Below are 18328 nucleotides of genomic sequence, written 5' to 3'. Positions count from 1 at the left end.
GTCTGCGCTGTGCAAAGAGGGACGGCCGTGAGCAGCTAGCCACCCGGCCACTTGCATCGAGGACGACAGCCGCGTACGTCGAGGCAGCCTAATAGCCGCTGAGGAGAAGTCCGTCCTCGACGAAATTCCAGACGTCGGTGTACGGGTCCCACTTCTCGGGATTGGTCGATTCAACGCGATTATTGATCGCCTTTGCATACTTCTTGGCGTCCTTGTACCGCTGCCCGTCCTTGCTCAGCACCTGCTCCTCACGCATGTGCTTCGACTGCTGCTCGGAGACCGTGCGGACATGGCGCCCGTACGTCGCCGCGAAGCCGGGGCGGGAGCGGAGCCGACTGTTGGCATCCCCGCAGACACCGCCGAAGCTGCTCGTGTAGTTCGTGTAGTGCAGGAGCCGCCAGAGCTCGAAGCAGGGGTGCGAGTAGGCGATCCTGATGCCTTCCTTGTCCGCAAGCTGCCTGGCCTCGCGGATGTTCGGGTGGTCGTCGCGGTCGAAGAGCACCCACACCTGTGGGTAGTTCCAGTCCTTCTCCCGGTCCAGCCCAGCCGCCTTGGCTTCCCGCTCGACCTTGCGCAACGTACGGAGGGCGTCCTGAACCATGCCGTACGGCTTGCGGTGCTTGCCCTCGGCGTTCGGGTTTTCGATGTGGTGCTGGACGCTCCGCCCCGGCTTCGCCAGGGTGCCGTTCTTCAGAATGATGTCGATGTACTCGGGCTCGGTGACCTCGCCCTCCGTGAAGATGTACACCTGGCGGGCCCTGCTCGCGCGGCCCTTCGCGCCCCCCTTCTTGCGGGAAACGCTGTCCCCTCCCCTTGGCCTCGCCATCAGCCCTCCTCCGCCTCCATCTGCGCCAAGTCGTCCGTCCGCACCAGCCGCCGCCCGATCTGCCCCTCGGAGACCTTCGGCACCGCGCCGAAGGAGCCCGCCAGGTACGACGCCATCAGGTCTTCCTCGTCGGTGGGCTCCCAGTCCGCGACGGACGACAGCTCCGTCGTGCCCCGCTCGTCCTTCTCAGTGAGCCAGAGCTGGCCCGGCTCCAGGAGCCGGCCGCCGCCAGGGGTGCGCAGCAGAGAAGGATCATGGCCGGTGAAGATCAGCTGCGCGCCCTTCGGGTTCACCCAGGGAGCCTGGAAGAGACGGATGACCTCGGCCGCGAAGCGCGGGTGGAGGCTGGCGTCCAGTTCGTCGATGAGGAGGACCGCGCCGCTGTCGAGGGCGAGCAGGAGCGGGCCGATCAACGCGAACCAGGAGCGGGTGCCCCAGGACTCGGCGGACCAGTCCAGCGCCGTACGCTCTCCGCCGCCCGCGTGGATCAGCCGCACCACCGGGCGGCCGGACGAGGTCTGCTCGACCTCCACCTCGGCGATGCCCAGGTCGGCGACGCGCAGCAGTTCCTCGGCCCGTCGCCGGAAGTCTTCGTTCCGGAGCAGGTTCACGGCCGTGTAGTCCTCGCGCTGGGTGCGCTCGGTCTCGGGTGTGACGTCCCAGAGGTTGTTCTTGAACCAGTCGAAGACCGGGGTGAGCTGTTCGTGCCCGTCATTGGCCGCACGGGTCAGGAGAAGGGCGTCCTGCCTGGTCGTGCGTGCCAGGCGGGTGCGGTCGTGGAGACGGTCGCCGGGGAAGTCGAAGGCCTTCTCGCGGCCGGCGTCCCGGTCGAACCACACCTGACGGCGGGCCTTGGGATAGGCGTAGAGCCATTCCGCCTCGATACGCCGTGCCCCGAGCTCGAACCCGTACGTCCAGCGGACACCGTCACCGAGGACGAAGTCCGCCTCGTACAGGGAGGTCTCCGACGCGGCCTTGGGGTCGAGGGCGAACTCGTCGCGGGGGATGCCGTCGTAGGAGGTCCAGTCGGCATAGGAGCGCATCACAGCGTGCTTCATGTTCTTCAGCGCGGCAATGACATTGGACTTGCCGGAGGCGTTGGCGCCGAAGACCCCGACAACGGTGTGGACCGGGAGCAGGCTGCCGTCGGAGAGAGCAAGCTCGCGCGCTGCGGCCTGCTCCCTCTCGCTCCCCTCGGACGCGACGAACGACAGCTCCTGCTCGTCGCGCAGGGACCGGACGTTCGCCACCCGGAATCTCAGCAGCATCCTGGCTCCTTCATGGCGGACACATTAGTCACACCATCCAGCCCGCGTACGCGGGTGTGCGGCGGCGGCCGACGCGTCGTGCCCGTCGTCCGCCGCCGCGGTTCCCCAGCCGTTCCTTACAGGAAGGAGTTGATCTCGATGGTCTCGGTCCGGCCGGGGCCGACGCCGATCGCGGAGATCGGGGCGCCGGACATGTCCTCCAGCGCCTTGACGTACGCCTGCGCGTTCTTCGGCAGGTCGGAGAAGGTCTTGGCCTTCGTGATGTCCTCGGACCAGCCCGGCAGGTTCTCGTAGATCGGCTTCGCGTGGTGGAAGTCGGTCTGGTTGTACGGGAGTTCCTCGACGCGCTTGCCGTCGATCTCATACGCCACGCACACCGGGATCTGCTCCCAGCCGGTCAGCACGTCCAGCTTGGTGAGGAAGAAGTCGGTGAGCCCGTTGACCCGGGTCGCGTACCGCGCGATCGGGGCGTCGAACCATCCGCAGCGCCGGTCGCGGCCGGTGGTGACACCGCGCTCGCCGCCGATCCTGCGCAGCGCCTCGCCGTCCTCGTCGAGAAGTTCCGTCGGGAAGGGGCCGGCACCGACGCGGGTGGTGTAGGCCTTGAGGATGCCGATGACCCGGGTGATCTTCGTCGGGCCCACGCCGGCACCGGTGCAGGCGCCGCCCGCGGTCGGGTTCGACGAGGTGACGAAGGGGTACGTGCCGTGGTCGACGTCCAGCAGGGTGCCCTGGCCGCCCTCGAAGAGGACGACCTTGCCCTCGTCGATGGCGTCGTTCAGGATCAGCGTCGTGTCGGCGACGTACGGCTTGATCTGCTCCGCGTACTGGAGCATCTCCTCCACGATCTTGCCGGCCTCGATCGCGCGCCGGTTGAAGACCTTGGCGAGCAGCTGGTTCTTCTGCTCCAGCGCTGCCTCGACCTTCTGCTCCAGGATCGACTCGTCGTAGAGGTCCTGGACGCGGATGCCGACGCGGTTGATCTTGTCGGCGTACGTCGGGCCGATGCCGCGCCCGGTCGTGCCGATCTTGCGCTTCCCGAGGAAGCGTTCCGTCACCTTGTCGACGGTGACGTTGTACGGAGTGATCAAATGAGCGTTGCCGCTGATCAGGAGCTTGGACGTGTCGACGCCACGCTCGTTCAGACCGCTCAGCTCGGAGAGCAGGACCGCCGGGTCGACGACGACACCGTTACCGATGACCGGGGTACAACCCGGCGACAGGATTCCGGAGGGGAGGAGATGCAGTGCGTACTTCTGGTCGCCTACGACAACCGTGTGGCCGGCGTTGTTGCCGCCCTGGTAGCGCACCACATAGTCAACGGATCCACCGAGGAGGTCGGTGGCCTTCCCCTTGCCCTCGTCACCCCACTGAGCACCGAGCAGCACAAGTGCGGGCACAGGCGTACACCCCTTCCGGGCGGGGCATGTCCAAGGTCAGGGGGCGTACGTAAAGGTCGTACCTGCCGTACGACGATGTACGGCAAAGCCTGAGCCGTCGAACCGGGTGCCCCGGAATAGACGAAGCCCCTGGCGCAATAGCGCAAGGGGCTCTTGCACCAAGATGCTACCCGAGGAAGGACCGAGGTGTCGGCTGCAGAGCCCCCCGGCGACGGCGACCACCAGCTACTCGTGCTCATCGACCCCCTTGCCCGCCGCTACGACGGCGAGTCCGTGCGCATCGCGAAGGACGTGCTGAGCGCCGGAGCGCACACCAAGATCTGCCTGCCGGACGGCCCGGACGAGTTCGCCCGGGCACTGTCCCGGCGCGGCGCCAGACGACCGGTGGTCATCGGTGACGACCACTCGCTGCTGCGGGCCGTGTCGCAGCTCCACCGCGAGCGGGAGCTCTCCGACGGAGCCCTCTCCCTCGTCCCGGTGGGCGCCGCGCACACGCTGGAACTCGCGCATGCGCTCGGTGTGCCCCGCGGCGCGGTCGCGGCGGCGCGCGCGGTGCTCGACGGGGCGGTCCGCAGACTGGACCTCCTGGTCGACGACAGCGACGGGGTCGTCCTGGGCGACCTGCGCATCCCGGCCGTGAGCCCCGCGCCGGACGCGCCCCACTCGGTGTGGGACACCTGCCGCACGCTGATGGCGGCCCTGGTCCGCCCGGCACCGCCCTCACCCTCCTCACCGCCCCGCGCGCACCGGCTCCGCGTCGAGGCGGACGGCGTCCTGCTGAACGACCTGGACCGGCCGGTCGAGGGCGTCTCGGTGACCACCCAGGGCGACGGCGGCCTCGCTGACGTCGCCATCCACACGACCTCCGGGGAGACCGTCACCACGGAGGCCAAGGCGGTGACGGTCTCCGGCCCCGACTTCCGCTACCGCGCGGACATACAGGCCGCTGGCCCGGTAAGGACCCGGACCTGGACGGTGCGCGCGGGAGCGTGGGGGCTGGTGCTTCCCCGAGCGCCCGGGAGATGATCAGCACTCGGGCGGGGTGACCAGGGGAGCTGCGGGGCTGTGCGGGACATGTCCGGATCCGGTGTCACCCCGGGGGTGGTGCCGGAGGCCGCCGGCGGTCCGCCGCGCACCGCACTCGAACTGCCGGCGACCGCGGCGGCGCTGCGGCGCTCTCGCCGCACGGTTGCGACATGCGTGATCGCGGGTCCGGTGCTGCTCATCGTGAACCTGGTGTTCGCCCTGCTCTCCGCGCGCGAGGCCCTGTCCCTGCTCTGGATCCCCCTCACCGTGTCGCTGGCCGGCGGCCTGCTGTACACGCGGGCGCGCCGCATGGGCAGGGTCCTGGGCTCCGGGCCCTGGGTCGCCCACACGTCCGCCGTCACGCATCGCGGGATGCACGGGGCCACCGTCGTGCTGGCGCGCGGCCCGGCACACGACGAACTGCTGGTCCTGACGCCGCACACCACCCCGTGGCGTTTCCCCCTCGTGAGCGAGCCGCCCGTCCTCTGGTGGTGCGGCGACCCCCGCACCGGAGGTGTGCTGGCCCCTCCCGGCGGCAGGGAACTGATTCACGCCGTCCCCGTCGGTGTCCGGCGGGCGCGAAGGATCACGGGCCTGCCCCAGGTACGGAACCTGGCCCACCGCCCGGGGCCGCGGCATCCGCACCTGCCGCCCGGGACCGGCCACGCGCCCCGCTTCCCCGCGCCGGCCGACGGCGGGCTCACCCTCGCCGCGTTCGCCGCCGAAGCGGTGTCCCAGGCCGAGCGACGCGTCCGGGATCCGCGCGCGGCCCGGCCGGCGACGAGAACACGGCACGCCCCGTGGTGGCGGGTGCGCGCGCTGAGGAGGACAAGCGGAATCGAGCGGCTCACGGTCCGGACGGCCGGCGCGGGCGCCCTGACCGCGCTCATCGGCAGGCCGGGGTTCGCCGTGGCGTGCGTGGTGCTGGTGCTGCCGCTCGCCGCGCACACCCTGCGCGCCGGCGTCCCCCGCGCAAGGCTGCTCGCGCGCCTCGCCAACGCACCCCTGCCGGAGGTCAAGCGGTACGTCCTGCTGGAGGAACCATCCGGCAGCGGCGGCTCCCCCGTGCTCCTGCTCTTCCCGGCGGACGCGGACGACGGGGCGGCGCCGGAGGCAGTGGTGCGGCTGCTGCGTCCCGGCCCCCGACGGTCGCCCTGGTCCGGGCTGCCCGCTCCCGTCGGCACGGCTGAGCTGCGCGGCCGGGCCGCCGACCCGTCGCTCGCCGTGCCCGTCGTGGACGGCGGGCCCTGCTGGCCCGCCGACGACTACCAGGAGCTCGACCTCGACGCGCCATGGGCCGTACGGACCCTGGAGGAGCTGCTGGCGGTCCGCGCCTGAGACCGGACCGGGCCCGGACGGGTTCACGTTCCCCCGTTTCCGGGACCGCCCGTTCAGACCTCGACCAGCAGCTCCTTCAGCCCCCGGATGACGTAGCCCGGCTTCCACTCGGGCTCCGCCAGCAGACGCATCCCGGGCGCCCGGCGCAGCAGTTCGCCGAAGGACGCGGCCATTTCGAGGCGGGCCAGAGGGGCGCCCAGGCAGTAGTGGATCCCCGCGCCGAACGAGATGTGCGGGTTGTCCTGGCGGGACAGGTCGAGCGTCTCCGCGTCGGCGAAGCGCTCCGGGTCCCGGTTGGCCGAGGCGAAGAGCAGCGCGACCTGGGACCCGCGCGGGACGACGGTGCCGTCGATCTCGATGTCGTCCAGGACCCAGCGCGCGAACATGGGCACGGGGGTGTCGTAGCGCAGCAGCTCCTCCACGGCGGTCGGCAGCAGAGCGTGGTCGGCGCGGAGGGAGGCCAGCTGCTCCGGGTGCCGGAAGAGCATCCACCAGCCGTTGGCGGTGGCGTTGACCGTGGCCTCGTGGCCCGCGTTGAGCAGCAGCACACAGGTGGAGATGATCTCCTGCTCGGTGAGCCGGTCCTCGTCGTCATGGGCGGCGATGAGCGCGGTGATCAGGTCCGTCCCCGGGTCGGCGCGCCGCGCGGAGATCAGCTCCCGCAGATACGCGGAGAACTCCACCGAGGCGCGCACGGCGGCCCGCGCCGTCTCCTCCGGCGGATTCAGCTCGAACATCCCGCAGATCGCCGCCGACCAGGGCCGCAGCAGCCCCCGGTCGGACTCGGGTACCCCGAGCATCTCGGCGATGACGGCGACCGGCAGCGGTTCGGCGACCTCCCCGAGTAGGTCACCGCCGCCGGCCGCCACGAAGTCCCCGACGAGCCCGGCGGCCAGCCGCTCCACCGTCGGGGCGAGGGCCTCGACCGTGCGGGGCGTGAAGGCCTTGGCGACGAGCCGCCGGATCCGGGTGTGGTCCGGGGCCTCCAGATCGAGGATCCCGTTCCCGTTGAGCGTGTGGAACGGCTCGTGCGCCTCCGGCGGCGCGGTGACGCCGAACTCGTCGTGGCTGAAGCGGTGCAGGTAGGTCCGCCCCAGCCGCCGGTCGCGCAACAGCCCGGACACGTCGGAGTAGTGCGGGACGAGCCACTGCCCGGTCGGCTCGAAGTAGTGCGCCCGGCCGGTGGCACGCAGCGCGGCGTAGGCGGGGTACGGGTCGGCGACGAACGCCGTGGACCAGGGGTCGAAGGACACGTGCATGGGGTGACGCTATCCGGGGGTGACCAGCCGCGCCTCGTACGCGAACACGGCCGCCTGGGTCCGGTCCCGCAGTCCCAGCTTCACCAGGATGCGGCTGACGTGGGTCTTGATCGTCGACTCGGCGACCACGAGGTGCGAGGCGATCTCCAGGTTCGACAGCCCCTGGGCGATCAGCACGAGCACCTCCGTCTCCCGCTCGGTGAGGTCCCCGATCCTCGCCATGGCCGGGGGCTTCGGCGCGTCCGCGATCTTCGAGAACTCGTTGATCAGCCGTCTGGTGACGGTCGGGGCGAGCAGCGCCTCCCCGGACGCCACCACCCGTACGCCGTCGGCGAGCTGCCGTGCCGAGGCGTCCTTCAGCAGGAAGCCCGAGGCTCCGGCGCGCAGCGCCTGGTAGACGTACTCGTCGAGGTCGAAGGTGGTCAGCACGAGCACCTTGGCGTCGGCGTCGGCGGCGACGATCTCGCGCGTCGCCTCGATGCCGTTGAGCTCCGGCATGCGGATGTCCATCAGCACGACGTCGGGCCGCAGAGCCGCGACCTGGGAGACGGCCTGCCGGCCGTCGACGGCCTCACCGACGACCTCGATGCCGGGCATCGCGTTGAGGAGGACGGAGAAGCCCTCGCGGACCATCATCTGGTCGTCGACGATCAGTACCCGGATGGGCGAGTCGCTCATGCCGTCTCACCGGCCCCGGCGCGCTCCCGCTCCACCGGCACGGGGAGGAACACGGCGACCTCGTAGCCGCCGTCCCCCGTCGCCCCCGCCGTCATCTCGCCGTTCAGCATCGCCACCCGCTCCCGCATCCCCGTGATCCCGTGCCCGGCCCCCGGTGACGGCTTGACCAGTCCCCGCGCCGGGCCGTTGACGACCCGGACGCCCAGCCCGCCGAGCACGTAACCGATCTCCACCTTCGCCGTGGCGCCCGGAGCGTGCCGGAGCGTGTTGCTCAGCGCCTCCTGGACGATCCGGTAGGCCGACAGCTCGACGCCCTGCGGAAGCTCCCGCACCGCGCCGGTGACCGTCTTCTCCGTCTCCAGGCCGGTCTCCCGGACGTTGTCCAGCAGCCGGTCGAGCTCGGCCAGGGTGGGCTGCGGGGCGTCGGGGGCCTCGTAGTCCTCCGCCCGTACGACTCCGAGGACGCGGCGCAGCTCGGTGAGGGCGGCGACGGCGTTCTCCCGGATCGTGGCGAACGCCTGCTCCAGCTCGGGCGGCGGATTCTCCACCCGGTACGGAGCCGCTTCGGCCTGGATCGCGACGACGGACATGTGGTGGGCGACGACGTCGTGCAGCTCACGCGCGATGGTGGTGCGCTCCTCCAGGAGCGTGCGCCGGTCGCGTTCGACGGCGGTGACGGTGCGCTGGACGGTGACCTCGCGCTGCGCCTCGCGGCGTGTCTGCACGACCGTCACGACGAGCAGGGCCAACGCGGACGTGAAGGCCATGCCCCCGTTGGTGGAGGAGGGGTTCCAGGGGCCGATGGTCTCCATGAAGGAGCCGGTGAAGAGGGTGATCAGCCACATCCAGGCCGCCGTACGCGGCCTGGTCCGCGCCGCGACGACGATCAGGACGCCGAGGTGGCACACGAAGGCGTTCGGCGACCACGGCCAGCTCCCACTGCCGACGACGGCCATCACGGGGGTCGACGCGATCGACACCCAGAACGCGAGCACGGGACGGACCAGCGTCATCAGGAGCGTCGCGGCCGGAAGGAACGCGGTGATCGCGGTCGCGATCCCGAACGGCGAGTAGGTGTTCGCCTCGAAGACGCCGGTCAGCAGCGAGATCAGCGCGACCGCCCCGACGACCCCGTGCGGCGTCCAGACCACCCACTTCCGGATCGCGTCCGGGAGCCGCCGGAGCACCGGGCCGCCCGTCCCCAGCGGGTCCAGCGGCCGGTATTGGAACACGTCGTGGAACAGGTCCTGCCGCAGGCCGCCTATCACGCCTGCGGCCAGCCGGAACTCCGGGCTTCGCGTATTGGTCTCGGTCACGCGTCCAAGGTAGGCGCCCGCCCGGCACGCGGTCGTCAGCAGTGAAGCGGATCCCTGGCCGTCCGTCGCAAGTACTACCAGGCCAGCTGGGCGATCTCCTCGGCCACCACCGCACACGCGTCCGCCGCCGGGTCGATCAGCGGGAAGTGCCCGACACCGTCGAGCAGCGTGAGGCCCACCACCTCGCCCGCCTTCGCCGCGGCGTCCACGAAGGCGTCGGCGACGGCCGCCGGGACGGTGGTGTCCTCCACCCCCTGGACGACCGTCGTCGCGATGCCGGTGGGCAGCAGCAGCGCGGGGTCGACGTGGGCGCTCCGCGCCTCGAAGTCCGCGCCGTCACCCAGGAGCTGGTGCAGCGCGCCGGAGCAGATGTCCAGCTCCACCGCCCGCGCGAAGTCGGCGATCGGCGCCAGCGCCACCACTCCGCGATACGGCGGCGAGACCGGCAGACGCCAGGGCGATCCCTTCGGGAGCACGTGCCGCGCGGCGGCCCAGAGTGCCAGGTGCCCGCCCGCCGAGTGCCCGGTGACCACGGTCCTGCGGAGGTCGGCCTGCGGGAGCTCACGGGCGGCCAGCGCGGGCAGCGCGTCCATCGCGGCGGCCATGTCGTCGAAGGTCTCGGGCCAGCGGCCCGCCACGGGTCCGTCCCCGCCCTGCCGGGGGATACCGCCGCCGCGCCGGTACTCGACGCTGGCCACCGCGAACCCGCGCCGGGCCAGGAAGTCCGCGAAGGGCGACACGTGCTGCCGGTCGTACGGGGCGCGGTACGCCCCGCCGTGCAGCACGACGACGAGCGGTGCGCCGTCCCGGCCGTCGCGCGGGGCGAAGAAGTCGATCACCTGGTCCGGATGAGTGCCGTAGGCCGCGGTCCGGTCGGGGGCGACCGCCGGATGCCCGAAGGCCGACTCGGCCTCGGCGGCGTCCCGTTCACGCGCGGCAGAATCCGACATGATGCTCCAACCGTCCTACGCCTGTGCCCAACTGGACTGACCTGCGGGGACGGTACCAGTACGCGGGCCCGCCGCAGCACCGTCCCAGGGGGTCCAAGACGGTGCTGCGGCGGGGTGCTCAGAGGGCCAGCACCTCGGCGAGGATCCGCGCCGCCCGCTCCGCGTCCGCGAAGCCGACGTACAGCGGGGTGAAGCCGAAGCGCAGGACGTCCGGGCGGCGCAGGTCGCCGACCACTCCGCGCTCGATGAGGACGCGCATCACGGCCTCGGCGTCGTCGCACCGCAGCGACACCTGGCTGCCACGCTCCGCGTGGGACTCGGGGGTGGCGGAGCGGACCCTGCCCTCGGGGACGTACGCGGCGACGCACTCCAGGAAGAAGTCCGTCAGTGCCAGGGACTTGGCCCTCACGGCCTCCACCGTGACGCCCTCCCACACCTCCAGTGACGCCTCCAGCGCCAGCATGGAGAGGATGTCCGGGGTGCCGACGCGGCCCCGCACGGAACCGTCCGCGGGCTCGTAGGCGGGCGTCATCGCGAACGGGTCGGCATGCGACGTCCAGCCCGGCAGCGGCGAGTCGAAGGCCGTCTGGTGGCGCTCGGCGACGTACAGGAAGGCCGGCGAACCCGGCCCGCCGTTCAGGTACTTGTACGTGCAGCCGACGGCCAGGTCCACGCCGTGCGCGTCGAGGCCCACGGGCAGCGCCCCGGCGCTGTGGCACAGGTCCCAGACGGCCAGCGCGCCGGCCTCGTGGACCGCGGCGGTCAGACCGGGCAGGTCGTGGAGCCTGCCGGTGCGGTAGTCGACGTGGTTCAGCAGGACGACCGCCGTACGGGGTCCCAGCGCCTCGCGCACGTCGGCCGGGGCGACCGGCACGATGCGGTGGCCCGTCATCCGGGCCGCCGACTCGGCGATGTACCCGTCCGAGGGGAACGTCGTGGCGTCGACGAGGATCTCGTCGCGGCCCTCGGAGGCCAGCCGGCTCGCGGCGACGACGGCCTTGAAGACGTTCACGCTGGTCGAGTCGCCCACCACGACCTGTCCGGCGGCGGCACCGACCAGCGGGGCGATCCGGTCGCCGATCCGCTCCGGCGCGGTCCACCAGCCGCTCTCCGTCCACGAGCGGATGCGCAGGGAGCCCCACTCGCGGGTGATGACGTCCTGCACCCGTCCCGGCACGTGGCGGGGCAGCGCCCCCAGCGAGTTGCCGTCGAGGTAGACGGTGTCGTCGAGGACGAAGAGCTCGCGCAGGGCGGCCAGTTCGTCGGCGGCGTCGAGCGCCTCGGCGCGCTCCTTGAAGTCAGACATGGCTGCGGGCCGTCCAGAGCTCGGGGAACACGTTCTTCGTCGCGCGCTTCTCCAGCCAGGCGACACCTGCCGAGCCGCCGGTCCCGGTCTTCGAGCCCATGGCCCGCCGGGTGGCGGTGAGGTGGTCGTTGCGCCAGCGCCACACCAGCTCGCCGACGTCGGTCAGGACCTCGCCGAGCCGCACGAGCTCGTCGTTCTGGTCGGGGTTGGCGTAGATCTCCGCCCAGGCGGCCTCGACCGCGGCGGAGGGCTCGTACCTCTGCGAGAGGTCGCGTTCGAGCACCGACCGCGGTATCGCGTAGCCGCGCCTGGCGAGCAGGGCGAGCGTCTCGTCGTACAGGCCGGGCTGGTGGAGCGCCTTCTCCAGCTCCGCGTGGACACGGGGCGCGCCCCGGTGCGGCACGAGCATGGACGCGGACTTGTCACCGAGCAGGAACTCCATCCGGCGGTACATCGCCGACTGGAAGCCGGAGCCCTCGCCGAGCGAGCCGCGGTAGGAGTTGAACTGGGCCGGCGTGAGGCCGGCGAGCGGCTTCCAGGAGGCGTTCAGCGCCTCCAGTTCCCGCAGTGAGCGCTTCAGCGCGTCGCGGGCCACGGGTATGCGGTCCCCGCGCAGCGCGTGCGCCGCCGTCTCCCACTCGTGGACGATGACCGTGAACCACAGCTCCATGACCTGGGTGGTGACCAGGAAGACCATCTCGCCGGGATCGTCCGAGCGGAGGTGCTGGAGGTGGGTCAGGACATCCGCCTGGACGTAGTCCTCGTACGGAGTCGTTCCCTCGAAGTCCAGGTGCGGGGTGTCCGCGCCGGTGGCTTCGGGGTCGGGGTGAACCGTCGACATTTCTGTCTCCTCGACACGAGCTTCCGGGTAGCGGTCCGCTCCTTCCTCGCAGGTGGTGGAGCTCCGGTCCCCTCCACCGCATCCTAACGGCCTTCGGTGGGGCGCGCCGGGCCCGGGCGGAGGAGCCCGCCCGGGCCCGGCACGGGCCTCAGCTCAGGATGTCGGCGGCCGTCTGCGAGGAGTCGCGCAGGAACGTCGAGCAGCGCTCGTACTCGTCCTGCTCACCGATCGCCTGCGCGGCGCGCGCGAGGGCGTGCAGGGCCCGCAGGAAGCCGCGGTTCGGCTCGTGCTCGAACGGGACGGGGCCGTGCCCCTTCCAGCCCGCCCTGCGCAGCGCGTCGAGGCCGCGATGGTAGCCGGTACGGGCGTACGCGTAGGACTCGACGACCCGGCCGCCCTCGAACGCCTCGTCGGCGAGCTGCGCCCAGGCCAGGGACGACTTGGGGTACTTGGCGGCGACGTCGGCGGGGGCCGCGCCGCCCGCGAGCAGCTCGCGCGGCTCCGGGTCGTCGGGCAGGTGGGTCGGGGCAGGGCCCCCGAGCAGGTTCTCGTGGATCGACATGGCTCAAGTGTGCCTGGATTCCGGTTCCGGCTCCAAGGGCGGGGCCGTGACGCCGCAGTGCATCGTGCACGCGGGCTGCTGGTCCGGCCGGGGCGTCGCGACCTTCCGCAGCGACCACCAGGCGACCACCGCACCCGCCACGAGGAGCCCCGCGCAGATCGGCATCGCCCGCCGGAACGTCGAGGCGAACTCGTCCGCGTCCCGGTACGCCTCCGGGCTCATCCCCGCCAGCAGGGGCAGCGCGGCGACGGCGAGGAGCCCGGCGGCCCGCGCGGCGGCGTTGTTCACCCCGCTGGCGAGACCGGCCCTGCCGGTGTCCACGGCGGCCAGGACGCTCGCGGTGAGAGGCGCCACGAGGGAGACCAGGCCGACGCCCAGCACCAGCACGGCGGGCAGGACGTCCAGCGGATAGGAGGCCCCGGGCCCGACCCGCAGCATCAGGAGCATTCCGGCGGCTGCCAGCAGCGAGCCGGCGGTGAGCGGGATCCGGGGCCCGATGCGCCGGCCCAGTTCCCCGGAGGACGCGGAGAAGAGCAGCATCAGCGCCGTCGTGGGCAGGAGCGCGGCCCCCGCTCCGAGCGCCGAGTACCCGGCCACCACCTGGAGCTGGATGGCCGACAGGAAGAAGAACCCGCCGAGTGCGGCGTAGACACAGACCGTGACGATGTTGACGGACGTGAACTGCCGGGACGCGAAGATCGACGGCGGGACCATGGGGTCGGCTCGGTGCCGCTCCACACGGACGAAGGCCGCCGCCAGCACGACACCGCCGACCGCCGAGCCGATGACCAGGGCGGAGGCGCCCTGCTCCGGGACCTCGATCAGCGCGTAGGTGATCAGCGCGAGCGCGAGTGCGGCCAGCGCGGCCCCGAGCACGTCGAACCGGCCGTGCGCGCGGGGGTCCCGGGACTCCGGTACGTGACGCATCGCCACGGGCACGCAGACGGCGGCGAGCGGCAGGTTGATCAGGAAGATCCACCGCCACCCCGGTCCGTCCACCAGCCACCCGCCGAGGAACGGCCCGACCGCGGCCCCGACCCCGCCGAGCCCGGACCAGAGGCCCACGGCACGTGCCCGGTCGTCCGGGTGGAAACTCGCCTGGATGATCGCCAGCGACCCCGGCGTCAGCAGCGCGCCCCCGACGCCCTGCAGCGCCCGCGCGAGGACCAGCGTCACCGCGTTCGGCGCGATCCCGCACAGCAGCGAGGCCACGGCGAACCAGATCACCCCGATGACGAACACCCGCCGCCGCCCGAACCGGTCCCCGAGGGCGCCCCCGAGCAGGATCAGCCCGGCGAGAGTGAGCGTGTAGGCGTTGACGGTCCACTGCAGTCCGGCCAGGTCGGCGCCCAGGTCCTCGCCGATGTGCGGCAGGGCCACGTTCACGACCGTGGAGTCGAGCAGCGCCATGCTCGATCCGAGCACGGTGGTCAGGACGACCCACCGCCCCGCGGGCGAGGCAACCCGGATCCCGTCGGCGTCCGCATCAGTCATGACAGCAGCATCGCGGCTCCCACCCCCCGAGAGCCACCGCGACACCGCCGGGAGCACCCCCGTCCCCGGCGAAGCCCGGTCATGCGGCCCCACGGCCGACGGAGGTACGGGCCGGGGTCATCCAGCCCGTCCGGGACCGGGGCAGCCCCGGTTCACCGCACCGCCCCGATGCCCCTCACCAGCGCCGACACCCCCGCCTCGACCTTGCTCCGGGCGCATCCGACGTTCAGGCGCAGGAATCCCGGCGCCCCGTACACCGCGCCCGGCATGATCGCGACCTTCTCGCGCTCGATCAGCACCTGCTGCAGCGCGTCGTCGTCCACCCCCAGCGGGCGCAGATCGATCCAGGCCAGATAGCCCGCCTGCGGGGGCTCCCAGGCCAGTTCCGGGAACGCCGAGTTCAGCCGCTCCGCGACCAGGGCGAGGTTGTCCGCGACGTACGCGCGCAGCGCGTCCAGCCAGTCCGCCCCCTGCCGGTACGCCGCGATGTGGGCCGTCAGCGCCAGCACCGCAGGGGAGGCGAGACCCTCGCCCGTCTCCATGCGGCGCAGATACTCGGTCCGGTCGGCGGGGTCGCCTATCAGGCCGTACGAACCGGACAGCGCCGGGAAGTTGAAGGACTTCGACGCGGAGGTGATGACCGCCCACCGGCTGCGGTCCCCATCGGCTCCGTCCGCGCCGGCGTCGGCCGCCACACGCGCGTACGGCACGTGCACATGCCCTTCGTGCACGAAGTCCGCGTGGATCTCGTCGCTGATGACCGCCACCCCGTGCCGACGGGCCAGCACCGCCATCTCGCGCAGCTCCGCCTCCGTCCACACCCGCCCCGTCGGGTTGTGGGGCGAGCAGAGCACCAGGACCCTGGCGTCCGCCCGCGCCAGCTCGCGCTCCAGGGCGTCCACGTCCCCCACCGGCACCCCCCGCAGCTCGCGCCCGAGCCCGGTGATCGCCTTGCGGAAGCCGTCGTACGTCGGCGTGTGGACGACCACTCCGTCGCCCTCGGACGTCCACATCTGCAGCAGTTGCGAGAACTGGTTGAGCACGGACGGGCCGTAGACGAGCATGCCGGTGTCGATCTCGGCGCCGTACCGGGTGGCGTGCCAGTGGGCGACGGCGGACCGGAAGTCGTCGTGCTGCCACGTGGTGTAGCCGAGAACTCCGTGGTCCAGACGCGCGCGCAGGGCGGCCAGCACCTCGGGCGCGGTCTCGAAGTCCATGTCGGAGATGGTGAACGGCAGCAGCCCGTCCACCCCGAACCGCTCGGCGACCCCGTCCCACTGGACGCACCAGGTGCCCCGGCGGTCGATGACGGTGTCGAAGTCGTAGCGCACAGGCGTGCTCACAGGGGGTCTCCATCCTTCGGACACGGGGCGGGCCCGGCCCCCCGAAGGGTGACCGGGCCCGCCCGTACGTCCGAGACGTACTTACTTCAGCTTGGTGCCGGCGGAACGCAGGTGGGAGCAGGCTTCCGTGACGCGCTTGGCCATGCCCGCCTCGGCCGACTTGCCCCAGCTGCGCGGGTCGTAGACCTTCTTGTTGCCGACCTCGCCGTCGACCTTCAGCACGCCGTCGTAGTTGCTGAACATGTGGTCCACGATCGGGCGGGTGAAGGCGTACTGGGTGTCGGTGTCGAGGTTCATCTTCACGACGCCGTTCTCCAGCGCGGTGGCGATCTCCTCGGCCGTGGAGCCCGACCCGCCGTGGAAGACGAAGTCGAACGGCTGGCTTCCGGCGGGCTTCCCGTACTTGGAGGAGACGCCCTCCTGGAGGTCCTTGAGGAGCTCGGGACGCAGGACGACGTTGCCCGGCTTGTAGACGCCGTGGACGTTGCCGAAGGACGCGGCCAGCAGGTAGCGGCCCTTCTCGCCCAGGCCGAGCGCCTCGGCCGTGCGCAGCGCGTCGTCGACGGTCGTGTACAGCTCGTCGTTGATCTCGTGCGTGACGCCGTCCTCCTCGCCGCCGGTCGGGGTGATCTCGACCTCAAGGATGATCTTGGCGGCGGCGGCCTTGGCCAGCAGCTCCTGGCCGATGGCCAGGTTGTCGGCGAGGGTCTCGGCCGAGCCGTCCCACATGTGGGACTGGAACAGCGGGTTCAGACCCTTGGCGACGCGCTCGGCGGAGACGTCGAGCAGCGGCCGCACATACCCGTCCAGCTTGTCCTTGGGGCAGTGGTCGGTGTGCAGCGCGACGGTGATGTCGTACTTGGCGGCGACGATGTGCGCGAACTCGGCGAGGGCCACCGCGCCCGTCACCATGTCCTTGTTGTACTGGCCGCCCAGGAATTCGGCACCACCGGTGGAGATCTGGACGATGCCGTCGCTCTCCGCCTCCGCGAAGCCGCGCAGCGCAGCGTGCAGGGTCTGGGTCGACGTCACGTTGATGGCCGGGTAGGCGAACTTGCCTGCCTTCGCCCGGTCGAGCATCTCGGCGTAGACCTCGGGGGTTGCGATGGGCATCTGTCCGCTCCTTGGGATGTGCGGGTGTGCAGTGCTTGGTCCCTGACCTGGGGGCGACGTCATCGTCGCCCCCATCTTCCCAGACTCTCGCTCCGGCTCCACCCTGCCCGTCGGACAAGGCGCCCTGTTTCACGTGAAACAGGGCGCCCAGCGATGAATCTGCAGGTCAGGACAGGTCGAGGTCCGCCACCGAGTAGACGCTGACGTACGGCAGACCGGCCTCGGCGATCGCCGGAGCGGCACCCCGCTCCACGATCGTGGCCACGGCCACGACCTCGCCGCCGGCCTCACGGACCGCCTCGACTGCGGTGAGCGGCGAGCCGCCGGTCGTCGAGGTGTCCTCGACGACGAGGCAGCGGCGGCCCTTGACGTCCGTGCCCTCGATCCGGCGCTGCATCCCGTGGGCCTTCTGCGCCTTGCGGACGACGAACGCGTCCAGGCTCGCCCCGCGCGCCGCCGAGGCGTGCAGCATCGAGGTGGCCACCGGGTCGGCCCCCAGCGTCAGCCCGCCGACGCAGTCGTAGTCGAGTTCGGCGGTGGCGTCGAGCATCATCCGGCCGACCAGCGGCGCGGCCGTGCCGTCGAGCGTGATCCGGCGCAGGTCGATGTACCAGTCGGCTTCCAGCCCCGAGGAGAGGGTCACCTTGCCGTGCACCACGGCCTTGTCCTTGATCTGCTGGAGCAGCTCAGCGCGTACGTCAGTCATGTCAACGAGGGTAAGCGCTGCCGTAGGCGCTCAGAGCCGGGCCCAGTTCCAGGTGGTCGTGATCTCCAGCGGCTCGATCGGAGTGACCAGCCGGGGTGCCGTGTTGAGCCCGTTCGGCGGCCCGGACTGCGGCTCCACACAGACCGCCTCGGCCTGCTCGTCGTAGATCACGACCCACTCGTCCCGGCTCTTCACCGTCAGCTCCAGCTGCTCGGGCCAGGTGAGCTTCACATCGACTCCGGCGGGCATTCCGAAGCAGTCGTCCCAGGGACCGGGCAGGGGGTCGATCCGGCGCCCGGTCGGCAGGTGGTCGTCGCCGCGCTCCTCCTGCCAGGCGGCGTCGAAGTCGACCCGCACGTCCTGGCCCCCGGTGTTCCGGCGGAACCAGGGATGCCACCCGGCCTGGGCGGGGAACGAGTCCCCGTAGGTCTCGATGCCGAGGCTCAGCGTCAGCGAGTCCCCGGTCAGTTCGAAGGTCTGCGTCACCCTGCCCCGGTACGGCCACGGGTCGGCCAGGTCGTAGAAGAAGGCGGCTTCCGACTCGCCCTGGCGGGCCGGCTTCCAGGCGGTGTCGCGACCCGTGCCGTGGATGGCGTGCGGCGGGGAGTTCAGCGGCAGCTGGTGCAGCTCGCCGCCACTGCGGAACAGGCCCTCCCTGGTGCGTCCGCACCACGGCACCATGGGGAAGCAGCCGTAGCGCTCGCCCTGGCGCAGCAGTTCGGTGCCTCCGATCCGCAGGCTGCTGATCCGGCAGCCATGGACGGGGTCGACGGTCAACTCGGCGTCGCCGGCGGTCAGCCGGACGTTCTTCCCAACATCGCTCACGCCCCGACACTACTGGCGTCACCCCGCCGTCAGCGTCTTTGGACCGGATCGGGGGCGCGGGTGCGGCGGGGGTGCGC

The 18328-nt window shown here is 71.6% G+C and carries 17 protein-coding genes; 2 read left to right on the top strand and 15 right to left on the bottom strand.

The window, feature by feature from the left end:
* Positions 1-88: 88 nt before the first annotated feature.
* The 3 genes from ACFYY2_RS27255 to ACFYY2_RS27245 all read right to left on the bottom strand — a co-directional run bounded on the left by ACFYY2_RS27255 (position 89) and on the right by ACFYY2_RS27245 (position 3494).
* Complete coding sequence (locus ACFYY2_RS27255; protein ID WP_388747714.1) at positions 89-826, bottom strand: RloB family protein; 738 nt, start codon at positions 824-826, stop codon at positions 89-91.
* The gene (locus ACFYY2_RS27250) at positions 826-2094 is read right to left on the bottom strand and encodes an ATP/GTP-binding protein (protein ID WP_388747711.1); all 1269 of its coding nucleotides are present in this window, start codon (positions 2092-2094) and stop codon (positions 826-828) included. Before ACFYY2_RS27250 ends, ACFYY2_RS27255 begins: the two co-directional genes overlap by 1 nt.
* A 116-nt stretch (positions 2095-2210) precedes the next feature.
* Complete coding sequence (locus ACFYY2_RS27245) at positions 2211-3494, bottom strand: adenylosuccinate synthase (protein WP_388747709.1); 1284 nt, start codon at positions 3492-3494, stop codon at positions 2211-2213.
* 186 nt (positions 3495-3680) lie between these two features.
* On the opposite strand from ACFYY2_RS27245, the gene ACFYY2_RS27240 reads away from it, so the two are divergent.
* A complete protein-coding gene (locus ACFYY2_RS27240) occupies positions 3681-4520 on the top strand; it encodes a diacylglycerol kinase (RefSeq protein ID WP_388747706.1) in 840 nt (279 codons plus the stop codon).
* Positions 4521-4568: 48 nt separating this feature from the next.
* Positions 4569-5858: a hypothetical protein gene (locus tag ACFYY2_RS27235; protein WP_388747703.1), complete on the top strand. Its 1290-nt coding sequence runs from the start codon at positions 4569-4571 to the stop codon at positions 5856-5858.
* A 53-nt stretch (positions 5859-5911) separates the two neighbouring features.
* On the opposite strand, the gene ACFYY2_RS27230 is transcribed toward ACFYY2_RS27235, so the two are convergent.
* The 12 genes from ACFYY2_RS27230 to ACFYY2_RS27175 all read right to left on the bottom strand — a co-directional run bounded on the left by ACFYY2_RS27230 (position 5912) and on the right by ACFYY2_RS27175 (position 18251).
* Positions 5912-7117 carry a cytochrome P450 gene (locus tag ACFYY2_RS27230; RefSeq protein ID WP_388747700.1) on the bottom strand — a complete coding sequence of 402 codons (1206 nt, stop codon included), beginning with the start codon at positions 7115-7117 and terminating at the stop codon, positions 5912-5914.
* Positions 7118-7126: 9 nt separating this feature from the next.
* Positions 7127-7795 carry a response regulator gene (locus ACFYY2_RS27225; protein ID WP_388747697.1) on the bottom strand — a complete coding sequence of 223 codons (669 nt, stop codon included), beginning with the start codon at positions 7793-7795 and terminating at the stop codon, positions 7127-7129.
* Entirely contained in the window at positions 7792-9111 is a 1320-nt protein-coding gene (locus ACFYY2_RS27220) for a histidine kinase (RefSeq protein ID WP_388747694.1), read from the bottom strand. The genes ACFYY2_RS27225 and ACFYY2_RS27220 overlap by 4 nt, the downstream gene beginning before the upstream one ends.
* 74 nt (positions 9112-9185) lie before the next feature.
* Positions 9186-10061, bottom strand: coding sequence for an alpha/beta hydrolase (locus ACFYY2_RS27215; protein WP_388747691.1), 876 nt, complete (start codon positions 10059-10061; stop codon positions 9186-9188).
* A 118-nt stretch (positions 10062-10179) separates the two neighbouring features.
* A complete protein-coding gene (gene kynU, locus ACFYY2_RS27210) occupies positions 10180-11367 on the bottom strand; it encodes a kynureninase (RefSeq protein WP_388747688.1) in 1188 nt (395 codons plus the stop codon).
* On the bottom strand, positions 11360-12208 hold the full coding sequence (locus ACFYY2_RS27205; RefSeq protein WP_388747685.1) for a tryptophan 2,3-dioxygenase family protein: 849 nt from the start codon (positions 12206-12208) through the stop codon (positions 11360-11362). The genes kynU and ACFYY2_RS27205 overlap by 8 nt, the downstream gene beginning before the upstream one ends.
* A 148-nt stretch (positions 12209-12356) precedes the next feature.
* Complete coding sequence (locus tag ACFYY2_RS27200; protein WP_327117123.1) at positions 12357-12770, bottom strand: DUF3151 domain-containing protein; 414 nt, start codon at positions 12768-12770, stop codon at positions 12357-12359.
* A gap of 3 nt (positions 12771-12773) precedes the next feature.
* Positions 12774-14264, bottom strand: coding sequence for an MFS transporter (locus ACFYY2_RS27195; RefSeq protein WP_388747682.1), 1491 nt, complete (start codon positions 14262-14264; stop codon positions 12774-12776).
* Positions 14265-14416: 152 nt separating this feature from the next.
* Positions 14417-15607, bottom strand: coding sequence for a MalY/PatB family protein (locus ACFYY2_RS27190; protein ID WP_388747679.1), 1191 nt, complete (start codon positions 15605-15607; stop codon positions 14417-14419).
* 81 nt (positions 15608-15688) lie between these two features.
* Positions 15689-16720, bottom strand: coding sequence for a class II fructose-bisphosphate aldolase (fbaA, locus tag ACFYY2_RS27185; protein WP_388747676.1), 1032 nt, complete (start codon positions 16718-16720; stop codon positions 15689-15691).
* Between the two features lie 166 nt (positions 16721-16886).
* On the bottom strand, positions 16887-17426 hold the full coding sequence (gene pyrE / locus ACFYY2_RS27180; RefSeq protein ID WP_388747673.1) for an orotate phosphoribosyltransferase: 540 nt from the start codon (positions 17424-17426) through the stop codon (positions 16887-16889).
* A 30-nt stretch (positions 17427-17456) separates the two neighbouring features.
* On the bottom strand, positions 17457-18251 hold the full coding sequence (locus tag ACFYY2_RS27175; protein ID WP_388747670.1) for an aldose 1-epimerase: 795 nt from the start codon (positions 18249-18251) through the stop codon (positions 17457-17459).
* Between the last annotated feature and the right edge of the window lie 77 nt (positions 18252-18328).

The sequence above is a fragment of the Streptomyces sp. NPDC001822 genome (assembly GCF_042892135.1).
Lineage (GTDB): Bacteria > Actinomycetota > Actinomycetes > Streptomycetales > Streptomycetaceae > Streptomyces.
The sequence above is the reverse complement of the archived record's forward strand: the minus strand, read 5'-3'. Positions and strand labels throughout refer to the sequence as shown.

Coding starts and splice junctions, on each gene's coding strand:
- ACFYY2_RS27255 (WP_388747714.1), bottom strand. CDS start 826: ATGGCGAGGCCAAGGGGAGGGGACAGCGTTTCCCGCAAGAAGGGGGGC.
- ACFYY2_RS27250 (WP_388747711.1), bottom strand. CDS start 2,094: ATGCTGCTGAGATTCCGGGTGGCGAACGTCCGGTCCCTGCGCGACGAG.
- ACFYY2_RS27235 (WP_388747703.1), top strand. CDS start 4,569: ATGTCCGGATCCGGTGTCACCCCGGGGGTGGTGCCGGAGGCCGCCGGC.
- ACFYY2_RS27230 (WP_388747700.1), bottom strand. CDS start 7,117: ATGCACGTGTCCTTCGACCCCTGGTCCACGGCGTTCGTCGCCGACCCG.
- ACFYY2_RS27225 (WP_388747697.1), bottom strand. CDS start 7,795: ATGAGCGACTCGCCCATCCGGGTACTGATCGTCGACGACCAGATGATG.
- ACFYY2_RS27215 (WP_388747691.1), bottom strand. CDS start 10,061: ATGTCGGATTCTGCCGCGCGTGAACGGGACGCCGCCGAGGCCGAGTCG.
- kynU (WP_388747688.1), bottom strand. CDS start 11,367: ATGTCTGACTTCAAGGAGCGCGCCGAGGCGCTCGACGCCGCCGACGAA.
- ACFYY2_RS27205 (WP_388747685.1), bottom strand. CDS start 12,208: ATGTCGACGGTTCACCCCGACCCCGAAGCCACCGGCGCGGACACCCCG.
- ACFYY2_RS27200 (WP_327117123.1), bottom strand. CDS start 12,770: ATGTCGATCCACGAGAACCTGCTCGGGGGCCCTGCCCCGACCCACCTG.
- ACFYY2_RS27195 (WP_388747682.1), bottom strand. CDS start 14,264: ATGACTGATGCGGACGCCGACGGGATCCGGGTTGCCTCGCCCGCGGGG.
- fbaA (WP_388747676.1), bottom strand. CDS start 16,720: ATGCCCATCGCAACCCCCGAGGTCTACGCCGAGATGCTCGACCGGGCG.
- pyrE (WP_388747673.1), bottom strand. CDS start 17,426: ATGACTGACGTACGCGCTGAGCTGCTCCAGCAGATCAAGGACAAGGCC.